Here is a 21,647-nt window from a genome sequence, read left to right on the forward strand (position 1 = left end):
GGCCGCGTCAGATTTTAAAACCCCCCCCCACCCCCCCCCCCCCCCGGGGGGTGGGGGGGGGGGGGCGGGTTGCCCCCACCAACGGTGCCAGGGTCAACCCCGGACTGTTGGGCTTCGGCGATGGAGCCGCCTCAGCCCAACCTACGGCACCAGGTTAACCAACTTAGGTTGGCGCTGAGCGCCGCGAAGCCCAACAGCCCCTTAACCCTTCGTCCGCGACGCCTCCAGCAGCTTCTCGATCTCCCCATGCAATCGTTCGGTCGCCCCGGCGCGGTCGATCCACCATTCGGTGGACCAGACGCGCAGGAGCGTCCAGCCGAGGCCCTGGAGGATGGCGCTGCGGGTCTTGTCGCGGTCACGGGCGGTGGCGGCGCTGTGATAGGTGGCGCCGTCGCATTCGATACCCACCAGGTAGTCGCCCGGGCGGTCGGGGTGGACGATGCCCAGGTCGATGCGGAAGCGCGACACGCCGATCTGCGGCACCACCTGCCAGCCCTTGGCCTGCAGCGCCTGGGCCACGGCTTCCTCGAACGGCGAGTCGTGCCCACCCAGTGAACCCTTGACCGCCGCCGCCAGGGCCTGGGGGCCGCGCTGGGCGAACTCCAGGAACAGCTTGAGATCGCGCACGGCGCGGGCATTGGTGCGATTGAGGTCGATCAGCCCCGGATCGAAGGAGGAGAACACCAGCATCTCCCGCCGCGCCCGGGTCACGGCGACGTTGAGGCGCCGCCAGCCACCGTCCTTATTCAGCGGCCCGAAGTTCATCGACATCGTATTGGCGCCGGGCTCGGTGGGACCGAAGCCGATGCCGAGCATGATCAGGTCGCGCTCGTCGCCCTGGACCGTTTCCAGATTCTTCACCACCACCGGCTCGGCCAGGTCTTCGGCGAAGTGCGCCTCGATCTCCGGGTGCTGCTGGCGCGCCCGGTCGAGCAGGTCGGTGACCAGCCGCTGCTGTTCGCTGTTGAGGGTGATGATGCCCAGGCTGAGGCCGGCAAAGGCCGGATCGAGCAGGCGCTTGACCGCCTCGGCGACCATGGCCTGGGCCTCCAGGGCATTGTGCCGCCCCTTGCCCTTGGCGTAGACGCCGTCGACCCGCCGCCATTCCACCGCGCTCGGACGGATCTCCGGGGCAGGAAAGGTGATGAGCTTGCCGTCATAGTAGTGGTGGTTGGAAAAGGCGATCAGGCTCTCGTGGCGACTGCGGTAGTGCCAGTTGAGGCTGTGGCTGTAGATGCCGGCGCCCAGGCATTCGTCGAGGATGCTTTCCAGGTCCTCGGCGGTGTCGTCCTCGCCGGCGGCGCGGTCGAAGAAGCGCGTTGGCGGCATCTGCCGGGGGTCGCCGGCGATCACCACCTGCACGCCGCGGGCGATGGCACCCACCGCGTCCCAGGGGGCGATCTGCGAAGCTTCGTCGAAGATCACCAGGTCGAACAGACCGCCGTCCGGCGGCAGGTACTGGGCGATGGACAGCGGACTCATCAGCATGCAGGGCGCCAGTCGCGCCAGGGCGTCACCCATTTCCAGGGCCAGCTGACGCAGCGGCTTGTGTCGGCGTTGCTTCTGCAGTTCGTGCTTGAGCACGGCGAAGCCGCCGCCCTGGCGCGCCGCGTCGTTCTTCGGTGGCAGGCCGTGGCAGAGCAGGGCGCGGATATGGCGCACGGCCAGGGTCTGCAGGCGATCGTCCAGCCGGCGATAGGCCTGGATATCGCTCTCGTGCTCGGCCGGGACGAAGTCGCGCAGCAGCGGCTCGGCGTCCAGCGCGGTGGCGGCGAACCAGCGGGCATAGGCGGTTTCGAACAGGGCTGCCAGGTCCTCGACCGAAGCGGCCGTGGCGCGCGCGATCAGCGTTGCCAGGCCGAGGCCGTTGGCTTCTTCGCGGACCCGCTGCCAGTCGCACCAGGCCTTGAGCCGACCCGGCTGACGCAGCAGCGCGGCAGCGGTACGCACCAGCTCGGCGGCGGCGGTGTCACTGGCCAATCCCGCCTGCGCGGCGAATGCCTGGCGGGCGGCTTCGGCCGCGTCGAGGGCCTCGGCGAAGGCACCGCTGGCCGGGGCCAGGGTGGTGTCCACCGGCTGGTCCTCGGGATGCTGCAACCGGCGCGCCGCCGCCTGGCGCAGGGCCAGCAGCTGCTCGGGGGTTTCCGCCAGGGTCGGCAGCGCCGCGCTCAGTCTTTCCGCCAGGACGCGGCGCGCGAGCAGGGCGTCGAGATCGCTGGTGACACCCTGCCAGCCACTGATGCCGGCCAGGGTGGGCGTCAACTCGTCCAATTCGGTGAGCAGGGTGCGCTGACGCCGCAGCCGCGGCAGATCGGCAGCCACATCGGGCTGACCCTGGGTTTCGCCCTGGCGAGCGAGATCCTGGGTGACCTGTCGCTGGGCGCGGCTGGCGAAGATCCAGAAGCGCTGCCCGGCGGCGTCCCAGGCGGTTTCCAGCTGGGTCAGGGCGACACGGCGACAGGCTTCGGCGGCATAGGGCACCGACAGCTCGCGCTCCAGCGTCTGGTAGTCGCGCAGCAACTCCAGGGCGCGCCCCAGCTGGCGCTGACGCTCGGCAGCGCCAGGCCCGAAGGCGAAGGCCAGGTCCTGGCCAGCGGCGTTCTGCAGCAGTTCGGCGAAGTCCAGCAGGCGACGGGGCGCCACCTGGTCCGCCAGTGGCAGACCAAGGACATCGCGCAGGCGTTGCCGCGCCTGCTGCAAGGCGTGTTGGGTGTCGCGCAGCCGTTCGGCGGCGCTGACCAGGGCATCCTGCCAGGCGTTGGACCAGGGATGGGCCGGCAAGAGGGCAAAATCCGCCGCCAGGCTGCGGCCGGTCTCGGCGTGCAGGGCCAGGCGCCGCACGGCGTTGCGCAACTCGGCCAGGCCCTCGGCGTCATGGGCGTCGGCGTTGGACCAGGCGAGGCGCGGGGTATCGGGGGCGGCGTCGCGCAGTACCCGACCGATGCTCTGCTGCAGGGTTAGGCCGTTGGGCCAGCGCCGGTGCAGGCGCTCCACCACGGCATTGAGGCGATCGCGCAGGCGTTCCACCTCGGCGGCCTCGACCAGCCATTCCTCTTCGTCGAGGCCGTCGCGGGTATCCCAGGCGCGCTCCAGCTGCTTGAGCACCTCGGCCTTGGAGGCCTTGCTCGAATGCAGTTCCAGGCAGAACTCGCCAAGCCCCTGGGCCTCCAGGCGGCGATACACCACGTCCAGCGCCGCGCGCTTCTCGGCGACGAACAGCACCCGCCGACCCAGCGCCAGGTTGTGGGCGATCATGTTGGCGATGGTCTGGGACTTGCCGGTGCCGGGTGGGCCGTCGAGCACGAAATCCTGGCCACCGGCCGAGGCCAGCACCGCCGCCAGCTGCGAGGAATCCGCCGGCAGCGGGGTGAAGAGTTCGGCCGGGGTGACCTGGCGATCCAGCTCGCGCTCGCGGGGAAAGCTGCCGCCGCTGAGGTAGGCGCCGGATTCCGCGGTACGTTCCAGCAGGTGGCGCACCAGCGGGCTTTCCAGCAGCTGGTCGCTGCGTTCGGTGAGGTCCTTCCACATCAGGTACTTGGCGAAGGAGAACTGGCCCAGCAGCAATTCGCTGCTGACCTCGAAGCCGGGCAGGTCGCGCACCGCACGCCGCACCTTGGTCCAGATGCCGTCCACGTCGATGCCGTTGCCATCGCCGGGCAGCGGGCCGTCGAGCCCGGGGATGTCCAGGTCGAAGTCGTGGCGCAGGAGCTCCAGCAGGGTCAGGTTGAAGCGCGGCTCGTCCTCGAACAGGTGCAGGGTGATGCCGCTGGCGGCGCTCTGCCGTTCCAGGCGTACCGGCAGCAGGATCAGCGGCGCGCGGTAGTGCTTGGGATCGTCGGCGGCCTTTTTCCAGCGCAGGAACCCCAGCGCCAGGTAGAGGGTGTTGGCGCCGCCCTCGTCGAGATCGCTGCGGGCGCGGCGATAGAGTTCCACCAGGGCTGCGTCCAGCCTGGTCGCATCCAGGGGGGCGACCACCTCGCCGCGGGCCAGGGCGCCGCGGGCGTATTCGTCGGCGAGATTCTCGTGTTCGCGGGCTTCGTGCAGCACGGCGTCGCGGCCGCTCACCGCCAGGTCCGGCAGCGGCACCAGGCGCAGCGCCCGGCCCTCGGCCAGGCGATCCTCCAGCGCCGCCGGCTCGGGGCAGAGCAGGGGCACGCTGCGGGCGTTGTCCGGCACGTGCAGCAGGCGATTGCGGGTGGTGAGGTCGAGCAGCTTGCGCTGCCACAGCGCCAGGCGCCCGACCGGGGTGGTCGGTGCCGCCTCGACGTCCACGTCGAACGCCGGCAGCGGTGGGGCCTCTTCCAGGGCCTCGCCCGGCAGCAGCAGGCCGTCCGCGTTGCTGGCCGGCTGGCCGGGCACCGCCAGCGGACGGATGCGCTGCAGGCGGGCACGGCGGACGTCCAGGGCCAGTACGAAGGTCTCGTCGTCCAGCTGCCGCTCGGCCAGTTGCATGGCCTGACTGAAGGACGGCGGCGGCGAGGCGGTGGCCTGGGTGGTCTCGAAGACCAGCAGGTCCTTGAGCGCTACCCGCTTGCGCACCGGCTCGGCGTCGTCGGTGAGCAACTGGGCGAATTCCTGGGGCTGCAGCCAGACCCCGGCGAAGGCATGGCCGCGGGTGATGACCAGCAGCGGATTGAGGCCGGCCTGTTCCAGCGCCGCGCAGGCGAGCAGGGCGAGATCCAGGCAGGTGGCCAGGCCACCGTCGAGGATGCTGCCCGGCGTGCGGATCTTCTGGCCCTGGCGCTCGAAGCTGGCCGGCGGCACCGCATAGGTCAGTTGCAGACCGCACAGTGCCGACCAGAGCGCCGAGCCCAGCTCCCAGACGCGCCGCCGCGAGCCGCTCTGGTACCCGTCCAGCGCCGTGGACTTGCCGGCGCGACGCAAGACTTCGGCGGCCGCGCCCAGCAGGCGATCCACCGCCGGATCGTTGGGCATGACGAAGGCCGCCGCCAGTTCCGGCATGCTGTCCACGCCACCCCACTGGTTGCGTGCCAGCAGCTCGACCGGATAGCGCCGCGTCTGCAGGAGCGTCTCGCCCTGGCGCACCGTGAAGGTCAGCTGGGCGACCAGGCTCTCCTGCAGGCTGCCGAGCAGGGCAGCGTCGAATTCGAGGTCGCGATCATCGAGATAGAGGGTGCCCTGGGGATCCAGGCGCTCAAGGTGCCAGGTGCGCGGGACCACGAAGGCCGGCTCGGCCGTGACCGTCAGACTGAGGTCGGCGAGGGCGTCCTGGCCGCTGTGGGTGAGGCGCAATTCGCGCAGCACGGGCACCGCGTTCTGGTGCGCCGCGAAGCCGATCTTGCCGGCCAGCACCAGTTCGACATCCACGCTCATCGCCTACCACCCTTGCTTATTGCCTGAGGTAGATGAATGTACAGTAGTGGGCGGGTCGATGCAGCCCATAGCCCGCCTGGGCAAGCGGAAAAAGTCCTTTGGTGACGGGCGGTTGCGTGGTTTGAGCGATAGGTCGCGGTTCAGGCTGCCGGGGTCGGGAAGACCAGGCTGAAATGGATGCCCCGTTCATTCTGCTCGACCTCGGCACGACCGCCGTGCAGGCGCATGATCGCCGCGACGATGGCCAGGCCCAGGCCGTTGGAATCATGGGGCTGATGACGCGAGGGATCGGCGCGATAGAAGCGGTCGAACAGCCGTTGCAGATGCGCCGGCGCCAGGGCGGGGCCGGCATTGCTGACGCAGATGCGCTCGCCGTCCGCCTGCAGGCGGATCTCGCCATCCGGCTCGGCGTAGCGAATGGCATTGGCCACCAGGTTGCTCAGGGCGCGGCGCAGCATCAGCGGATCGGCGACCACCTGGCCGCCACCGGCCACCACCAGGCGCAGGCCGCGCTCGTCGGCCGGACCTTCGAAATAGTCGGCGATGCGCGCCAGTTCTTCGTCCAGTTGCAGCGGCTGCGGGGTCAGCACCGCCTGGGCATCGTCGGCGCGGGCGAGGAAGAGGATGCTCTCCACCAACCGCGAGATACGCTCCAGCTCTTCCAGGTTGGACGCCAGCAGCGTCTGGTAGTCCTCGCTGCTGCGCACCTGACGCAGAGCGACCTCGGTATGGCCCATGAGGGCATTGATCGGGGTGCGGATCTCGTGGGCGAGGTCGGCGGAAAACTGCACCAGCCGGCCATAGCCGTCGGCCAGCCGCGCCAGCATGGCATTGTAGTTTTCCACCAGCGGCTGCAGCTCGCGCGGGGCATCGGCCAGCTCCAGGGGCGCGGCCAGCCGGGTCGGGGTGATGCCGCCGGCATGGCGGGCGATGCGCCGCAGCGGCGCCAGGCCGCGCCGCAGCAGCAGATAGCCGAGCCCGGCGGTGGCGAGGAAGGCCAGGGTCACGGCACCGAGCAGCCCCAGCCGGAAATCGGCCAGGGTGGTGTCCTCGTTGCGCAGTACATGGGCGGCGGTCAGTTCCACCGGGCCTTCGGGGGTGTTGACCGCGACCCGCGCCGCGCGCCAGCGGGTCCCGTCGGCCAGCCGGCCTTCGCGCAGATCGGCCCGGGTCGGCCGCCGCGTCTGCGGCACCACGGCCAGGTCGGGGAGGGCGATCTGCAGCGGATTGGAGGCGATCACCGGCTTGGTGCCCGGCGTGCCGATGAGAAAGACATCCTGTTCGTTGCCCAGCATGTTGGCGAACAGCTGCGGACTGCGCCCCAGGGTCTCCAGCGACAGGTCGGCGCTGAGCAGGCTGCGAAAATGCGCCAGGCGGCCGAGCAGGGCGTAGTCGGCGCGCTCCAGCACGGTACGTTCCAGGCTGTGGTAGAGAAAGGCCCCCGCGCCGCCCACGGCGAGCAGCGCCACCAGGGCGAAGCCCAGGGTGGCGCGCAGGATCAGCGAGGGTGACCGCGCGCTCAAGGGCGCACCTCGCAGACGTAGCCGATGCCGCGTACGGTATGGATCAGCTTGACCGGGTAGGGGTTGTCGACCTTGGCGCGCAGCCGCTTGATGGCCACGTCCACCACATTGGTGTCGCTGTCGAAATTCATGTCCCAGACCTCGGCGGCGATCAGGGTGCGCGACAGCACCTCGCCTTCGCGGCGCAGCAGCAGGTGCAGCAAGGCGAATTCCTTGTTGGTCAGCACGATGAGGTCGTCACCACGGGTCACCCGTCGCCGCAGGAGGTCCAGCTGCAGGTCGGCCAGGTGGAAGTGCTCGGGCTCGCGCACCACGCCACGGCGCAGCAGGGTGCGGATGCGCAGCAGCAGCTCGACGAAGGAGAAGGGCTTGACCAGGTAGTCGTCGGCGCCCAGCTCCAGGCCGCGAATGCGATCCTGCAGGCCGTCGCGGGCGGTGAGAAAGAGCACCGGCACGTCGAGCTTCTTGCGCAGGACTTCCATGATCTGCCAACCGTCGATGCCGGGCAGCATGACGTCGAGGATGACCAGGTCATGGCGGCCGTCCAAAGCCAGGTGCAGGCCATCGGCGCCGTGCTGGGTCCAGTCGACCGCGTAGCCGGACTCGCCAAGACCCTTTTTCAGGTACTCGCCGGTCTTCTGGTCGTCTTCGATGAGGAGAATGTGCATGACGTCATGGTAGGGCCTCCGGTCGCTTCGCTGGGTGACATTTTTGTCATTCGCCGGTCATCTTGCTGACCCCCCACGCGTCGCACTGTGGCGGGGCGATTCCCTATCCCAGGAGGTTTCATGCGTACCCAGACTCTGCTCCGCGGTTCCCTTGCCCTGCTGCTCGCCAGCAGCGCCCTGCTGGCCCAGGCCGCGCCCATGCCCACCGTCAAGCCCATGCGTGGCACCGTGGACAGCGTCCAGGGCGACACCCTGGCCTACACCACCCGCAACGGTGCCCACCAGACCCTGATGCTGGATGACAAGACCAGCTACCGCGCCGTGTCCAAGGCCAACCTGGATCGCATCGAAGCCAACAGCTTCATCGGCTCGGCCGCCACGCCGCAGCCCGACGGCACCCTTAAGGCGCTGGAAGTGACGGTGTTCGAGGCCAGCCTGCGCGGCTCCGGCGAAGGCCATTACGGCTGGGAAAACGCCGATGGCAGCACCGGCACCATGACCAACGGCACCGTGGGCGAACTCAAGAAAGCCAACGGCCGCACCCTGACCGTGCAGTACAAGGGCGGCGAGAAGCAGCTGGTGGTGCCGGAAGACGTGCCCATCGCCTATGTCGAGAAGGGCGACCGCAGCCTGCTCAAGCCCGGCGCCAAGGTGGTGCTGTTCCCCGCCGAAGACGGCAAGCACGCCAAGGGCGTGGCCGTAGGTAAGGACGGTTTCACCCCGCCCATGTAAGAACCTATTCACGGTCTGCTGCGCGTCGGCCAAACTGTGTTGAAAATGTCCTGGGTCGCCAGCCCGGTCGGAATGCTCATTTACCGCTCGTAAACCCGAGCGCGGGTCCGATCCGCTTCCTCAGCCATTCTCGTCTTGTTTGTCTCTAGCTCGCGAGATCGTGAACAGGTTCTAAGACCCCCGGCGGTCGGGCAACCGACTGCCTCCATCTCGCGGTGAAGAGGGAAAAGTCATGACCACCTCGCGACGGCGTCTGGTGCACCGCTGGCCGGTGCGCCTCACCCATTGGCTCAATGCCCTGGCGATGCCCTGCATGTTCATGAGCGGCTGGGCGATCTACAACGCCTCGCCGCTGTTCCCCTTCACCTTTCCCGCCTGGGCGACCCTTGGCGGCTGGCTGGGCGGTGCCATCGCCTGGCACCTGGCGGTGTTCTGGCTGCTGCTGGTGAATGGCCTGATCTATCTGCTCTATGGCCTGTTCAGCGGCCACTTCCGGCGCGATTTCCTGCCGCTGTCGCCACGCGCCATCGGCCGCGATTTTATCGCTGCCGCACGGCTGCGCCTGGGGCATCGGCTGGGCACCTACAACGCCGTGCAGCGCCTGCTCTACTGGGGCGTGCTGGCGCTCGGGGTGCTGGTGGTGCTCTCCGGCCTGGCCATCTGGAAACCCGTGCAGCTGCAGGGATTGGCCGCTCTGCTTGGCGGTTTCGACACCGCCCGCTACGTGCACTTCTTCGCCATGGCCGGCATCGGCGCCTTTGTCGTCGTGCACCTGGCCCTGGTCATACTGGTCCCCCGCACCCTGCCGCCGATGATCACCGGTCGGGCGCACGAGGAGGTTAACGATGAGTCGGCGTGAACGCCTGCGCCTGGAACCGGCGCAACAGCGGCAGGTGGAAAATCTGCAACGGCGCCTGCTGCTCAAGCAGGGCCTGACGGTGGGCGCGCTGGCCATGCTCAGCGGCTGCAACCTGCAGGACGGCGACAGCGTCGACAAGGTGCTCTGGTCGATGTCGCGCTTCAACGACCGGGTGCAGGCCTGGCTGTTCGGCCGCGAGCGCCTGGCGCCGACCTATGCCGCCAGCCAGATCACCAATCCCTTTCCCTTCAACGCCTTCTACCCCGAATACAACGTTCCCGAAGTCGACCTCAGCGACTATCGCCTGGAGGTCTCCGGCCTGGTCGCCAACAAGCAGGCCTGGACCCTGGAAGACCTGCGCCGCCTGCCGCAGCGCGCCGATATCACCCGCTTCATCTGCATCGAAGGCTGGAGCGCCATTGGCCAGTGGGGCGGGGTGCCGCTGCGCACCTTCCTCGAACGGATCGGCGCCGACACCAGCGCCAAGTACGTCGGCTTCAAGTGCGCCGACCGTTACTACTCCAGCATCGACATGGCTTCGGCGCTGCATCCGCAGACCCTGCTGGCGCTGGACTTCGGCGAGGTGGCCCTGCCGCCGGACTACGGCTATCCGCTGCGACTGCGGGTACCCACCAAGCTCGGCTTCAAGAATCCCAAGCACATCCAGGCGCTGTTCGTGACCAACGACTATCCCGGTGGCTACTGGGAAGACCAGGGCTACAACTGGTTCAGCGGGATCTAGGTGCAACGTCTGCTGCGCGTCGGCCAAACTGCGTTGAAAAGACCCTGGGTCGCCAGCCCCGCCTAGGCGGCCCCGTCGCAATGCTCATTTACCACTCGTAAACCCGAGCGCGGGTCCGATCCGCTTCCTCAGGTCTTTGATTCGCTGGCGCTCACCCTTCGTGCCAGCCTTTGGCTGTCACTCCCGTTGGTCGTTGTGTCTTGTTTGGCTCTAGCTCGCGAGACGTTGCCCAAGCTATTGGTGGCGGAACCCCGGCCTGGAGGTGGAGTCGAGATACCACCATCCTCTACCGGGAGCTCCCCTCATGTCCGCTCATCCCTCGATCGGTTTCATCGGCTTCGGCGCCATGGCCCAGCGCATGGCTGCCAACCTGCGCGAGGCCGGCTATACGGTCAGCGCCTATGCCGAACACCAGCAGGATGGCGAGCGCCACGGTACGCCGATGGAGTCCCTGGCGACCCTGCTGCCCCAGGCCGAGGCGGTGATCGTCTCCCTGCCCAACGACGCCATTCTCGAACAGGTGCTGCTCGGCCCCGACGGCGTGCTTGCCCGCCTGGAAAGCGGTCGGCTGCTGATCAACACCAGCACCAACTCGCCGGCGCTGTCGCTGCGTCTGGAAGCAGCCGGCCGCGCCTGCGGCATCGCCGTGGTCGAGGCGCCGGTCTCCGGTAGCACGCCCGAGGCGGAAAAGGCGCAACTGGTGGTTCTGGCCGGCGGCGAGCCCGAAGCGGTGGAGCGGGCGCGGCCGATCCTCGACGTCCTGGGCAAGACCGTGCACCACGTCGGTCCGACCGGGCAGGGCGCGGCCATCAAGCTGGCCATCAACGGCCTGATGGGCGCCGGGCTCGCCGCTCTGGCCGAGGCGCTGGCCTATGCCACCCGCGCCGGCCTGGATGCCGAGGTGCTGTTCGAGGTGTTCGGCGACCTGGCGGTGCTCTCGCCCCATCACCAGCGCAAGCTGGCGGCGCTGCGCGACGGCGACTTCGCCCCGCAATTCCCCGCCGCGCTGATGCACAAGGACATGGCCCTCCTGCTGGCCGAACTCAACGCCACCTTCCAGGGCGCCCCGACCCTGGCCGCCGCGGCGCAGCAACTGGCGCTGGGCGCCGAGCTGCATCCGGATGCCGATTACCTGATCACCGCCGACATCCTGCTGGAAGAGGCCGAAGACGCCGCCACCCGCTGACGCCTGGCTTTCCCCCTCTAGGGACGACGTCTAGACTGACCTGGTCCGTCGTCCCGGAATCCCTCCCACATGACCGCTAGCGGTGCCGTCCCCCAATTCTGGCGCGATCCCGCGCTGCCCTTTCTCGAAGCCCGTTCCATCCAGGACGGCCGTGCGCTCTGCTATGCCCCGCATTCCCACGAAACCTTCTCCATAGGTACCGTGCTGGGTGGGCGCAGTCGCTATCACAACGGCTCGACCCGTGAACTGGTGGGAGCGGGCACCCTGGTGCTGATGAATCCCGGTGACGTCCATGCCTGCAATCCGCAGGGCGAGGACGCCTGGCGCTATCGCATGCTGCACGTGGACGCCGGCTGGCTGGCCGAGCTGCAGCGCCCGGGTGCCGACGACTTCCAAGCGCTGGGCGTACAGCTGTCCCGTGACGGCCAGCTGTACGCCGGGCTGGAAGCCCTGCATGCCTGCCTGATCGATCCGGAGAGCCTTACCCTGCAGCGCCAGAGTCAGGCGCTGCTGTATTTCGAGGCCGTACTGGCGCGCCTGGGTCGCACCCCGGTCGCGGCGGCGCGGACCCGCGAGGATCGCCGCCTGAGGCGCGCCGCCGAATTTCTCGATGCCCACTGCAGCGAGGGTGTCAGCCTGGACCAGCTCAGCCAGGTGGCGGATCTCTCGCCCACCCAGCTGATTCGCAGCTTCCGCCGGCGCTACGGCCTGACGCCCCACGCCTACCTGATCGACCGGCGCATCCGCCTGGCGCGGCACCGCCTGCGTCAGGGCGATGGCCTGGCCGAGGTCGCCCTGGCCACCGGCTTCGCTGACCAGGCCCATCTGCAGCGCACCTTCAAGCGCCTGGTCGCGGCCACCCCCGGTCAGTACCGCGCCGCGTCAGCCCTTCCATAGCAGCGAAGCGGCGCAAAGCACCAGCAGCGCCGCGAGGGCGCGATTGAGCAGGCGCAGGCGGGCCGCCGACAGTGAATGGCCGCGCAGCCATTGACCGGCCACCGCCCAGCAGGCCAGGGAGGCGAAGCAGATCACCAGGTAAAGACCGGCGAACAGCACCAGGCGCCCGCGATCTTCACCGACGAACAGCGCCACCCCGGCCGCGGCGGCGAGCCACGCCTTGGGATTGAGCCACTGCAGCAGGGCGCCGTCGCGAAAGCCCGGGCAGGCGGCCAGCGCGGCACTGCCCAGGTCCCCCGCGGCCCGTGCCAGTTTCCACGCCAGGTACAGCAGGAAGAGGGCGCCGGCCACGCGCAGGACCCAGAGCAGCGCCGGCCAGGCGGCCAGTACTTCGTGCAGGCCGAGGCCGACCGCCAGCAGCAGGACGACGAAGCCGAGGGTGGCGCCGGCGACATGCCACAGCGCCGGTCGCCAGCCATGGACAAGGCCGGTGTTGAAGCCCACCAGATTGACCGGGCCAGGAGAAAGGGACGCCACCAGGGCAAAGGCGGCCATGGACAGGATCAGGGTCATCGCAAGGTCTCGACAGGTGTGGAGACCTGAACCTAGCGAGGGTGACCCTTGGCGGTATTGAAGAAAATGACCCTTCCGACCCGACGAAAGGCGGGAATTCGCAGCGTTTCGCTGACGTCCATTACAGCGAGCTTAGCGCTCCCCCGGTGGTTTCAACGTCGCTGTCGGCCACCGGGGCTTTCTCTTCTCGCGTTCTGGCGTACTAGGGCGCGATAGGCAGGGTGAAACTGAAGGTGCTGCCCTGACCCAGGGCGCTGGTGACGCTGAGCTCGCCGCCGTGGGCCTCGACGATGCCCTTGGCAATGTACAGCCCCAGACCGTGACCGGTGGGATTGTCCTCCTGCACGTGCCAGAAGCGCTCGAATACCCGCGCTTGCTGCGCCTGATTCATGCCGCGGCCATTGTCGGTGACGCTGATCTCGGCCAGGTTGCCGAGCTGCCGCATGCTGAGTTGCACCAGCCCGCCTGGCGCGGTGAACTTGATGGCATTGCCCAGCAGATTCATCAGCACCTGGAAGATGCGCTCGGCTTCCACCAGCACCTGAAGATCCGGATCGGCGGCGTATTCCAGGCTGATGTTCTTGATTTCCGCCAGCGGCCGCGACAGCAGGATGGGTTGCGCGCAGACATCTGCCAGGCGCACCGGGTTGAGGTTCAGCACCAGGCGATCCGACTCGATCTTCGACAGATCCAGCAGGTCGCTGATCAGGGCGTTCATGCGGTTGGCCGCGGTCTCTATCACCTGCAGCGAACTGGGCAGGCGGTCATCGCCCAGCGCCAGCTTTTCCAGTTGGCGCTGCAGCATCCCGACCTTCATCAGGATGATGGTGATCGGGCTGCGCAGGTCATGGGAAACCGCCGCGACGATCTCGTCGCGCAGGCGCACCGCCTGGCGTTCGCGTTCGACCTGGCGTGCCAGGTCCAGCTCGATGGCCGAGCGCCGCAGGTCCTTGGCGGCAAACAGATCGGCTGGGCGCCAGCGCTCGGAGCGCAGGCGGACCAGCTCCTTCCAGGCATCGAAGGAACGCCGCGGATGCGGATAGTTGAGGCCGGTCCCCGACGCGGTCGCCGAGGCTTCAAGCTTGGCCGGATTACCGCTCCAGACCACGGTGGTGACGATCTCGGGGCGAAACCAGAGCACCAGATTGCGCACCGGCTTGGGGAGCGCCAGTGCCAGGACGCCACTGACCCGGTCGCTGTAGCGGCGGGCCTCGGGCAGTTCGTCGGCCAGGCAGCGAGTTGCATAGATGCCCGAGGCATCCATCTCGGCCGTCACCCAGGCGGCGAGGATGCGAATATCTTCCGCGCTCGGGCATTCCCCCAGGGTGCTGAGTTCATCCTCCACCAGCACCGCGACACCGGCGGCATTCACCAGCTCCAGGAGATCGGTGGGTCTTTCGCCGAGGCCGCTGAGTACCTCGCCACGGCTGTCGCACATGCCCTGGATCAGGGCTGCCAATTGCGCCTCGCGCGCATCGATCTCGCGTTGCACCTGGCGATTTTCCAGCGCGCGAATCATCAGCGACACCAGCACCCCGACCGAGCGGCAGGCCATCCGGGTACGGAAGGGCAGATAGAGGGGTTCGCGATGGCCACAGCTGATCAGTCCCCAGAGCTTGTCGTCGCTGATCAGCGACACGCTCATGGACGCACGCAGGCCCTGGTTGCGCACGTACTGGCAATGGATGGGCGATACGCTGCGCAGCACGGCGTGGGTGAGGTCGATCGGATCCCGCCCGGTGCCATGCAGAAAAGCCGGCACCAGCGGGACCGCCTCGTACTGGGCGTCGGGGATGTTGCGAATCCAGTTCTCGTGATAGAGCGCGCGGGCCTGGGCAGGAATATCGGCCGCCGGAAAGTGCATGCCCAGATAGCTGTCGATGTCGTCGACCCGGTCCTCGGTCACCACCTGGCCATCGCCGCCGTCATCGAAGCGATAGACCACCACCCGATCGAAGCCGGTGAGGGCACGTACCTCGCGCACCGCACCTTCGCACAGCTCGGGCAGGGTGCGAGCCTGCTGCAGGCGGGCCAGGGCACGCGCCAGCCCGGCGGGCTCGACACCGCCATGGTCGTCCGGCTCGAATTCCAGAAACACCAGGCCGCGGCTGCGATGCAGGATCACGTCCATGTCGCGGACCGGACGTGTCCAGCTCAGCGGATTGGCTTCTTCCAGATGCTCCAGGGTCAACGCCTGCCGCACCTGCTCGAACAGCTCGAGCGGCAGCACCTGCTGCAGTGGCCGACCCAGCAGCTCGACCTGCGGCTTGCCCAGCAACTCGGGCAGATTGCGGCTGACATGCTTGGTCAGCCACTCCGCCTCATCGAAGGCGATGAGGTAACCGTGTGCCTGGATGGCGCCTGGAATGCGGATCGGCTCGCTTTCGCAGCTTTGCAGCGACTGACCGGAAGGTGCAGCAATCATGCGACTGTCTCAGATGAACTCTTGAATAGGACCGCACCAAGGCGGTCCTGTTAAAGCTTTAGCACCGAATGGCTGTGAATGTGATGCCGATCACGCACGGCTCCCAGACCTCGCACCAGTTTCGCATCGGCTGTATCTGATAACCATTATTGCGATCATTTTTTGCCGAAGGATTCATTCTTGGTGTCGGATCCCATGGCTGGCCTCCCGGGCTGACGGCGGTATCATGGCGCTTTGCGCAGAGTTCAGTCATGGCCCGCTTCCGCCCCTTGCCCATCATCGATCGCAGCCGGGATGACCTGTTCATGCGCGAGGCCCTGGTCCTGGCGGAGCAGGGCGCCGCGCAGGGCGAGGTGCCGGTCGGGGCCGTGGTGGTACTCGACGGAGCGATCATCGGTCGCGGTTTCAATCGGCCCATCGGTGCTCACGATCCCAGCGCCCATGCCGAGATGGAGGCCATCCGCGATGCCGCCGCGCGCCTGGCCAATTACCGGCTGCCCGGAGCGACGCTCTATGTGACGCTTGAGCCCTGCAGCATGTGCGCCGGCCTCATTGTCCACAGTCGCATCCAGCGACTGGTCTATGGCGCCAGCGAGCCACGCGCCGGCATGGCGCAGAGTCGCGGGCGCTTCTTCGAGCAGGACTTTCTCAATCACCGGGTGCTGGTGGAGGGCGGGGTGCTGGCCGAGGCCTGCGGCCAGGTGCTGACCGAGTTCTTCCGCGCGCGACGCAGTCCGGCGGCCAGCGAAGGCTAGGCCGCCAGTTCGCGCATCCGCGTGAGCACGGCGTTCAGGCCGTTGCTGCGCGATTGCGACAGCTGCCGTTCCAGTCCGAGTTCGCCCAGCCAGCCGTGGATATCGAGGCGGCCCAGCTCTTCGCGGGTCAGGCCGTTGGCGCGCACCAGCACCACGGCGAGCAGTCCCTTGAGCACCCGGGATTCGCTGCTGGCGCGAAAGAAGTGGCGATCGCCCTGGGCTTCGTGGGTCAGGCGCACCCGACTCTCGCAGCCCTGCACCAGATCCTCGTCGCGTTCCTCGAGCACCGCCGGCAGGCGCTCGGCCCACTGCAGCAGCAGTCGCGAGCGCGCCTCCCAGCCCTTGGCGATGATGAAGGCGCGGCGGGCTTCCGCCGCATCGGGAAGCAGATTCATCGCAGCAGCTCCAGGGCGTTGTCGAGGGCAGTGAAAAAGCGCTGCAGGTCCTCGGCATCGTTGTACAGGCCGAGGGAGACCCGCAGCGCACCGGGGGTCTGCAGGGTCTGGAACAGCGGCATGGCGCAGTGCTGACCGGCGCGCACGGCGATGCCCTGTTCACCCAGCAGGTGAGAGAGATCGCCGACATTGATGCCCGCGACCTGGAAACTGGCCAGGGCGATCTGGGGCTCCCCCAGCACCTGGACGCCGTCGCGGGCGGCCAGCCCGGCCAGGAGCTTCAGACTGAGCGCCTGTTCGTGACCGCGGATCAGCGTCTCGTCCTGAGCCTGTAGCCAGTCGACCGCTGCGCCCAGGGCGATGGCCGCGCCTATGGGCGGCGTTCCGGCTTCGAAGCCCATGGGCGCGGCATGGAAGCGGGCATCGGTGAAGGTGGTGTGCTGCACCATCTCGCCGCCGAACTGCCAGGGCTTGAGCCGCGCCAGCCCAGCGGCCTTGCCCCAGAGCACGCCAATGGCCTCGGGTGCATAGAGCTTGTGGCCGGAAAAGACATAGAAGTCGGCGTCGAAGTCGCCCGGGCGATGGCGGCCATGGACCGCGCCCTGGGCGCCGTCCACCACCAGCCAGGCCGGCGAGCGCGCCCGTACCAGGCCCGCGAGTTCCGCTAGCGGCTGCCAGGTGCCGAGCACGTTGGACAACTGGCTGACCGCGACCACGCGCGTTCGTGGGCCCAGCAGCCGCTCGGCGGCTTCCAGGTCCAGATGACCGCTAGGGGTCAGGGGAATGACCCTGAGTTCAAGGCCCCGACGCCGGGCCAGCTGCTGCCAGGGCAGCAGATTGGCATGGTGCTCGAGGGCGCTGATGAGAATCTCGTCACCCGCCGCGCAGGCGTCTTCCAGCCCATAGGCCAGCAGATTGAGGGCCTCGGTTGCGCCGCGGGTCAACACCACCTCGTGCGGCGAGGCCGCGCCCAGCCAGGCGGCGATCCGGCCGCGGGCGCCTTCGTAGGCGGCGGTGGTCCGCTCGGCGGCCCAGTGCTGGGCGCGGTGCACATTGGCCGCACCCAGGCTGTAGCTGGCCAGCAGGGCATCCAGCACCACCTGGGGCTTCTGCGCCGTGGCGGCGCTGTCGAGGTAGGTGATGCCGTCCGCGGCGAAGGCGGTGAAAGCCGGAAACTCGGCTCTCCAGGGGGAGGGTAGCGACATGGCGACAGCTCCGGGGTAGCCCGCGTGAGGCGGGCTGCCCGGTTGTGGACTCAGTTGTGCGCGTGCAGCGCTGCGTTGAGTTCGATGGCGGTCTTGTTGGTCTTGCACTCGACCGCGCCGGTTTCCGAATTGCGGCGCAGCAGCAGGTCGCTCTGACCGGCCAGTTCGCGCGCCTTGACCACCCGGACCAGCTGGTTCTGGTCATCCAGCACGGCAACCTTGGTACCCGCGGTCACATAGAGGCCGGATTCCACGGTGCAGCGATCGCCCAGCGGGATGCCGATGCCGGCGTTGGCACCGATCAGGCAGCCTTCGCCGACGCTGATGATGATGTTGCCACCGCCCGACAGGGTGCCCATGGTCGAGCAGCCGCCGCCCAGGTCCGAGCCCTTGCCGACGAAGACGCCCGCGGAGACGCGGCCTTCGATCATGCCCGGGCCGGCGGTACCGGCGTTGAAGTTGACGAAGCCTTCGTGCATCACCGTGGTGCCTTCACCCACATAGGCACCCAGGCGCACGCGGGCGGTATCGGCGATACGCACGCCGGCCGGCACCACGTAGTCGGTCATCTTGGGGAATTTGTCCACCGAGAAGACTTCCAGCAGCTTGCCGCGCAGACGGGCTTCCAGCTGCTCGGCCGGCAGCTCGGCCAGGTCCACGGCGCCCTGGTTGGTCCAGGCCACGTTGGGCAGCAGGGCGAAGATGCCGGTCAGGTTCAGCCCATGGGGCTTGACCAGGCGATGGGACAGCAGATGCAGCTTCAGGTAGGCCTCGGGGGTGGAGGCTGGTGCGGCGTCTTCGGCCAGCAGGGTGGCCACCAGCGGCTTGTTGCTTTCCGCCAGGCGGGTCAGCAGCGCCGACTGCACGGCATCAATGCCCTTGAGGGCTTCGGCCAGACCGCGAGCCTGGGCCGGAGCGAAGGCGATAGCCTGGTTGCCACCCTGGTACTCCAGCAGTGGCGCGACCGCCTCGACCAGCGCCGCCGGGGGATTCAGCAGAGGCTGTGCATAGAAGACTTCCAGCCAGGCGTCCTGGCGATTCTGGGTGCCGACACCGAAGGCGATACTGAAGAGGGCATTCGACATGAGACTGTTCCTTTGCAGAGGCACCGATCCGGTCGGTGCGAGATGTTCGGTAGTAGGGACGGTGGCCGCGGGGTCAGTTCAGGGCCGCGGCATAGAGCTCGGGCTTGAAGCCCAGCAGGGTACGGTCGCCGAGATCGAGCACGGGTCGCTTGATCATCGAAGGCTGCGCCAGCATCAGGTCGATGGCCCTGGCGGTATCGAGGTCGGCCTTCTGGGCGTCGTCGAGTTTGCGGAAGGTGGTGCCGGCGCGATTGAGCACCTTGTCCCAGCCATGTTCCGCGCACCAGGCCGCCAGCCGTTCGCGGTCGATGCCGCTCTGCTTGTAGTCATGGAAGTGATAGGCCTGGCCATGCTCGTCGAGCCATTGGCGGGCCTTCTTCATGGTGTCACAGGCCTTGATGCCGTAGAGGCTCAGGCCACTGGCCGCTGCGGGCATGGCGTTCTCCTGCGAAAGACTGCAACCGCAGATTATGCCATGACGGGCCGGAAAAGGGCCGGGCGTCGCGCCCCGAGCGACGAGGGCAGGCGCCGGAAAGCAGAAGGCCGGGGAGTCCCCGGCCTTGGCGATCAACCGCGGCTTTTCACGCCATAGGTTTCGTCGAGGGTGCCGGGGGTGCCGTCACCCTTGGGCGCGTAGTCCCGCGGCGCTTCGGTCGGACCGTCGATACGCTCGCGACTGGACGGGTAACGCTGCTCGGCACTGTGCAGCGAGGCCAGCAGGTGCTGACGGGTCAGCTCGTCCTGGGCCAGACGCTCGGCGCCTTCGGACAGGTGCGACTGCATGTCCTGGTAGGTCTGGGTGAGCTTGCGCACCAGGCCGGCGGTGGTGCTGAAGTGGCTGGTGACCTCGTGCTGGTAGTCGTCGAACTTCTTCTGCAGGTCATCCAGCTGGCGCTGCACGCGGCTCGGCGCGGCACCCGGCACCAGGCGCGCCAGCAGAAAACCTATCCCGACCCCGATCAGCAGCGCGATCAGGGGCAACAACCAGGTAGTGAGCGACTGTTCCACGAAACTTCCTCTATGAGCGGCTTTGCTTTACGGTAACGGCAGACCGGCGAGCCTGTACACTGGCTTGCGTCATCTGCCATTCGCTGGGCGTCATCATACCCCGCAGTCAGGCATCGCGCAGGATCGACCCTATCAAAATCAACTCCTTGGATGAGCACTGTTCGTCCGGGATCACGGAGTCAAGCGTGTCAGCCCGTGAACAATCCCTGCTGCTGGAGGGCCCGGCGGGCACTCTGGAAGCGCTGTACCAGAGCCCGGATGCCGCCACCGGCGCGGTCCTGCTCTGTCATCCCCATCCGCTCCATGGCGGTGCCATGCAGAACAAGGTGGTCGCCACCCTGCAGCGCATCGCTCGGGACGCCGGCCAGGCCACCCTCAGATTCAACTTTCGTGGCGTCGGCGCCAGCACCGGCGTGCATGCCGGCGGTGAAGGCGAGATCGACGATGCCGCGGCCGCCGTGGCCTGGTTGCGCGACCGCCATCCCGACCTGTCGCTGACCCTCTGCGGTTTCTCCTTCGGTTCCTGTGTCGCCGCCTGCCTGGGCGGACGCCTGGAGGGCGAGGGCGTGGCGGTGGAACGGCTGTTCATGCTGGCGCCGCCGGTGGAGCGTTTCGCGGTCGACGGTCGCCTGCCACGGCGGGCGCGCCTCACGGTGATCCAGCCGGAAGCCGACGAGGTGGTGACCCCCGAGCGGGTCTACGCCTGGTCCGCCGCGCTCGAACAGCCGCACGAATTGCTCCGCGTCGCCGAGTGCAGCCATTTCTTCCATGGCAAACTCGTCGAACTCAAAGATCTGGTCCTGCCGCGCCTGCAGGCCTGACCCTCGTTAGTCTCTCGGATTCCCAGCGCCTCCATGACCACTCGCATTCTCACTGGCATCACCACCACCGGTACCCCGCACCTGGGCAACTACGCCGGCGCCATCCGTCCCGCCATCCGCGCCAGCCTGGCCGACGATGCCGACTCCTTCTATTTCCTCGCCGACTACCATGCCCTGATCAAGTGCGACGACCCCGCGCGCATCCAGCGTTCGCGCCTGGAGATCGCCGCCACCTGGCTGGCCAGTGGCCTGGATCCGGAGCGGGTGACCTTCTATCGCCAGTCCGACATCCCCGAGATCCCCGAGCTGACCTGGCTGCTCACCTGCGTCGCCGGCAAGGGCCTGCTCAATCGCGCCCATGCCTACAAGGCCGCGGTCGACCGCAACCTGGAGCAGGGCGAAGACCCCGACGCGGGCGTGACCATGGGCCTCTACAGCTACCCGGTGCTGATGGCCGCGGACATCCTCATGTTCAACGCCCTGCGCGTGCCGGTCGGGCGCGACCAGATCCAGCACGTGGAGATGGCCCGTGACATCGGTCAGCGCTTCAACCACCTGTTCGGCAACGGGCGCGACTATTTCGCCCTGCCCGAGGCGGTCATCGAGGAAAGCGTCTCCACCTTGCCCGGCCTTGATGGCCGCAAGATGTCGAAGAGCTACGACAACACCATCCCGCTGTTCGGCAGCGCCAAGCAGCTCAAGGACGCCATCGCCCGCATCGTCACCGATTCGCGCCTGCCCGGCGAGCCCAAGGACCCTGACAGCGCCCACCTCTTCACCCTCTATCAGGCCTTCGCCACCCCCGCGCAGAGCGCGGCGTTCCGCGCGGCCCTGCTGGATGGTCTGGCCTGGGGCGAAGCCAAGGGCCAGCTGTTCCAGTTGCTCGACGCCGAGCTGGGCGAGGCCCGCGAGCGCTACGCGGCGCTGATCGGCCGTCCCGATGATCTGGAAGACATCCTGCTGGCCGGCGCCGCCAAGGCCCGCCGCTATGCCACGCCTTTCCTCGGCGAGCTGCGTGAAGCCGTGGGCCTGCGTTCGCTCAAGACCCAGGTCGCCACGGGCGGCACCAAGAAGAAGGCCAGCAAGACCGCCCGCTTCGTCAGCTTCCGTGAAGGCGACAGCTTCCGTTTCCGCCTGCTCGACGCCGACGGCACCGAACTGGCCCTGTCGCTTCCCTTCGCCGAAGCCAAGACCGCCGGCATCACCAGCAAGCAGCTGGTCAGTACGCCGGCCACCGTCGTGGCGGGTGAAGGCAACGGCTTCCAGCTGCTGCTGGGCGATCAGGTGGTAGCCCAAGGCGTGCCTGGCGATTCCCCCGCCGCGCGCGATGCGCTGATCGAACGCACCCGGACCGTGCTCGCACAACTGGCCGAGTCCTAAAGGGCACCCGCGGGGGGCGGGGGGGGGGGTAGGCCCGGGCCCCCCCGACAAGGGGCCCC

At 68.1% G+C, this 21,647-nt stretch carries 18 protein-coding genes; 8 read left to right on the top strand and 10 right to left on the bottom strand.

Features of this window, described 5'->3' with window-relative positions; translation table 11 throughout:
- Positions 1–201: 201 nt before the first annotated feature.
- The 3 genes from QMX82_RS21930 to QMX82_RS21940 all read right to left on the bottom strand — a co-directional run bounded on the left by QMX82_RS21930 (position 202) and on the right by QMX82_RS21940 (position 7,525).
- Positions 202–5,334 (bottom strand): DUF4011 domain-containing protein, encoded by a 5,133-nt coding sequence (locus QMX82_RS21930; RefSeq protein WP_282287545.1) that lies wholly within the window; start codon positions 5,332–5,334, stop codon positions 202–204.
- Positions 5,335–5,474: 140 nt separating this feature from the next.
- The gene (locus tag QMX82_RS21935) at positions 5,475–6,857 is read right to left on the bottom strand and encodes a heavy metal sensor histidine kinase (RefSeq protein ID WP_282287547.1); all 1,383 of its coding nucleotides are present in this window, start codon (positions 6,855–6,857) and stop codon (positions 5,475–5,477) included.
- Positions 6,854–7,525, bottom strand: coding sequence for a heavy metal response regulator transcription factor (locus QMX82_RS21940; RefSeq protein WP_183628830.1), 672 nt, complete (start codon positions 7,523–7,525; stop codon positions 6,854–6,856). Before QMX82_RS21940 ends, QMX82_RS21935 begins: the two co-directional genes overlap by 4 nt.
- Positions 7,526–7,645: 120 nt before the next feature.
- Between QMX82_RS21940 and QMX82_RS21945 the strand changes: the two genes are divergently transcribed.
- From QMX82_RS21945 to QMX82_RS21965, 5 genes are all read left to right on the top strand, one after another.
- Complete coding sequence (locus tag QMX82_RS21945; protein WP_187980040.1) at positions 7,646–8,257, top strand: hypothetical protein; 612 nt, start codon at positions 7,646–7,648, stop codon at positions 8,255–8,257.
- A 232-nt stretch (positions 8,258–8,489) separates the two neighbouring features.
- Positions 8,490–9,116 carry a cytochrome b/b6 domain-containing protein gene (locus tag QMX82_RS21950; protein ID WP_208692224.1) on the top strand — a complete coding sequence of 209 codons (627 nt, stop codon included), beginning with the start codon at positions 8,490–8,492 and terminating at the stop codon, positions 9,114–9,116.
- The gene (locus QMX82_RS21955) at positions 9,103–9,858 is read left to right on the top strand and encodes a molybdopterin-dependent oxidoreductase (protein WP_158892573.1); all 756 of its coding nucleotides are present in this window, start codon (positions 9,103–9,105) and stop codon (positions 9,856–9,858) included. Before QMX82_RS21950 ends, QMX82_RS21955 begins: the two co-directional genes overlap by 14 nt.
- A 304-nt stretch (positions 9,859–10,162) precedes the next feature.
- Positions 10,163–11,044: an NAD(P)-dependent oxidoreductase gene (locus tag QMX82_RS21960; RefSeq protein ID WP_282287559.1), complete on the top strand. Its 882-nt coding sequence runs from the start codon at positions 10,163–10,165 to the stop codon at positions 11,042–11,044.
- 69 nt (positions 11,045–11,113) lie between these two features.
- Positions 11,114–11,941, top strand: a complete 828-nt coding sequence (locus QMX82_RS21965; protein ID WP_208692222.1) for an AraC family transcriptional regulator — start codon at positions 11,114–11,116, stop codon at positions 11,939–11,941.
- On the opposite strand, the gene QMX82_RS21970 is transcribed toward QMX82_RS21965, so the two are convergent.
- Entirely contained in the window at positions 11,927–12,514 is a 588-nt protein-coding gene (locus tag QMX82_RS21970; RefSeq protein ID WP_282287562.1) for a LysE family translocator, read from the bottom strand. The genes QMX82_RS21965 and QMX82_RS21970 overlap by 15 nt on opposite strands.
- Before the next feature lie 202 nt (positions 12,515–12,716).
- Complete coding sequence (locus tag QMX82_RS21975) at positions 12,717–14,939, bottom strand: ATP-binding protein (protein ID WP_282287563.1); 2,223 nt, start codon at positions 14,937–14,939, stop codon at positions 12,717–12,719.
- 251 nt (positions 14,940–15,190) lie between these two features.
- On the opposite strand from QMX82_RS21975, the gene tadA reads away from it, so the two are divergent.
- Entirely contained in the window at positions 15,191–15,694 is a 504-nt protein-coding gene (tadA, locus tag QMX82_RS21980; RefSeq protein WP_208692219.1) for a tRNA adenosine(34) deaminase TadA, read from the top strand.
- Here the strand turns inward: tadA and QMX82_RS21985 are convergent.
- The 5 genes from QMX82_RS21985 to QMX82_RS22005 all read right to left on the bottom strand — a co-directional run bounded on the left by QMX82_RS21985 (position 15,691) and on the right by QMX82_RS22005 (position 19,387).
- Positions 15,691–16,089 carry a SufE family protein gene (locus QMX82_RS21985; RefSeq protein ID WP_208692218.1) on the bottom strand — a complete coding sequence of 133 codons (399 nt, stop codon included), beginning with the start codon at positions 16,087–16,089 and terminating at the stop codon, positions 15,691–15,693. The genes tadA and QMX82_RS21985 overlap by 4 nt on opposite strands.
- Positions 16,086–17,294 carry an aminotransferase class V-fold PLP-dependent enzyme gene (locus QMX82_RS21990; RefSeq protein ID WP_282287569.1) on the bottom strand — a complete coding sequence of 403 codons (1,209 nt, stop codon included), beginning with the start codon at positions 17,292–17,294 and terminating at the stop codon, positions 16,086–16,088. Before QMX82_RS21990 ends, QMX82_RS21985 begins: the two co-directional genes overlap by 4 nt.
- 50 nt (positions 17,295–17,344) lie before the next feature.
- Positions 17,345–18,379 carry a 2,3,4,5-tetrahydropyridine-2,6-dicarboxylate N-succinyltransferase gene (gene dapD / locus QMX82_RS21995; protein ID WP_263259465.1) on the bottom strand — a complete coding sequence of 345 codons (1,035 nt, stop codon included), beginning with the start codon at positions 18,377–18,379 and terminating at the stop codon, positions 17,345–17,347.
- A gap of 73 nt (positions 18,380–18,452) precedes the next feature.
- Complete coding sequence (locus QMX82_RS22000; protein ID WP_133862670.1) at positions 18,453–18,815, bottom strand: ArsC family reductase; 363 nt, start codon at positions 18,813–18,815, stop codon at positions 18,453–18,455.
- Positions 18,816–18,946: 131 nt separating this feature from the next.
- Positions 18,947–19,387: a YhcB family protein gene (locus QMX82_RS22005; protein ID WP_064307427.1), complete on the bottom strand. Its 441-nt coding sequence runs from the start codon at positions 19,385–19,387 to the stop codon at positions 18,947–18,949.
- A 185-nt stretch (positions 19,388–19,572) separates the two neighbouring features.
- Between QMX82_RS22005 and QMX82_RS22010 the strand changes: the two genes are divergently transcribed.
- Both QMX82_RS22010 and QMX82_RS22015 read left to right on the top strand, forming a co-directional pair.
- The gene (locus QMX82_RS22010; protein WP_263259466.1) at positions 19,573–20,208 is read left to right on the top strand and encodes an alpha/beta hydrolase; all 636 of its coding nucleotides are present in this window, start codon (positions 19,573–19,575) and stop codon (positions 20,206–20,208) included.
- Between the two features lie 33 nt (positions 20,209–20,241).
- Positions 20,242–21,588: a tryptophan--tRNA ligase gene (locus QMX82_RS22015; protein ID WP_282287578.1), complete on the top strand. Its 1,347-nt coding sequence runs from the start codon at positions 20,242–20,244 to the stop codon at positions 21,586–21,588.
- The last annotated feature ends 59 nt before the right edge of the window (positions 21,589–21,647 follow it).

Source organism: Pseudomonas sp. PS02302, from assembly GCF_029959585.1.
GTDB classification, from domain to species: domain Bacteria; phylum Pseudomonadota; class Gammaproteobacteria; order Pseudomonadales; family Pseudomonadaceae; genus Chryseomonas; species Chryseomonas aestiva.

What these genes read in the sequence shown, in the direction of transcription:
- QMX82_RS21930 (WP_282287545.1), bottom strand. Translation starts at nt 5,334, where the DNA reads ATGAGCGTGGATGTCGAACTGGTGCTGGCCGGCAAGATCGGCTTCGCG.
- QMX82_RS21940 (WP_183628830.1), bottom strand. Translation starts at nt 7,525, where the DNA reads ATGCACATTCTCCTCATCGAAGACGACCAGAAGACCGGCGAGTACCTG.
- QMX82_RS21945 (WP_187980040.1), top strand. Translation starts at nt 7,646, where the DNA reads ATGCGTACCCAGACTCTGCTCCGCGGTTCCCTTGCCCTGCTGCTCGCC.
- QMX82_RS21950 (WP_208692224.1), top strand. Translation starts at nt 8,490, where the DNA reads ATGACCACCTCGCGACGGCGTCTGGTGCACCGCTGGCCGGTGCGCCTC.
- QMX82_RS21955 (WP_158892573.1), top strand. Translation starts at nt 9,103, where the DNA reads ATGAGTCGGCGTGAACGCCTGCGCCTGGAACCGGCGCAACAGCGGCAG.
- QMX82_RS21960 (WP_282287559.1), top strand. Translation starts at nt 10,163, where the DNA reads ATGTCCGCTCATCCCTCGATCGGTTTCATCGGCTTCGGCGCCATGGCC.
- QMX82_RS21965 (WP_208692222.1), top strand. Translation starts at nt 11,114, where the DNA reads ATGACCGCTAGCGGTGCCGTCCCCCAATTCTGGCGCGATCCCGCGCTG.
- QMX82_RS21970 (WP_282287562.1), bottom strand. Translation starts at nt 12,514, where the DNA reads ATGACCCTGATCCTGTCCATGGCCGCCTTTGCCCTGGTGGCGTCCCTT.
- QMX82_RS21975 (WP_282287563.1), bottom strand. Translation starts at nt 14,939, where the DNA reads ATGATTGCTGCACCTTCCGGTCAGTCGCTGCAAAGCTGCGAAAGCGAG.
- tadA (WP_208692219.1), top strand. Translation starts at nt 15,191, where the DNA reads ATGGCCCGCTTCCGCCCCTTGCCCATCATCGATCGCAGCCGGGATGAC.
- QMX82_RS21985 (WP_208692218.1), bottom strand. Translation starts at nt 16,089, where the DNA reads ATGAATCTGCTTCCCGATGCGGCGGAAGCCCGCCGCGCCTTCATCATC.
- QMX82_RS21990 (WP_282287569.1), bottom strand. Translation starts at nt 17,294, where the DNA reads ATGTCGCTACCCTCCCCCTGGAGAGCCGAGTTTCCGGCTTTCACCGCC.
- dapD (WP_263259465.1), bottom strand. Translation starts at nt 18,379, where the DNA reads ATGTCGAATGCCCTCTTCAGTATCGCCTTCGGTGTCGGCACCCAGAAT.
- QMX82_RS22000 (WP_133862670.1), bottom strand. Translation starts at nt 18,815, where the DNA reads ATGCCCGCAGCGGCCAGTGGCCTGAGCCTCTACGGCATCAAGGCCTGT.
- QMX82_RS22015 (WP_282287578.1), top strand. Translation starts at nt 20,242, where the DNA reads ATGACCACTCGCATTCTCACTGGCATCACCACCACCGGTACCCCGCAC.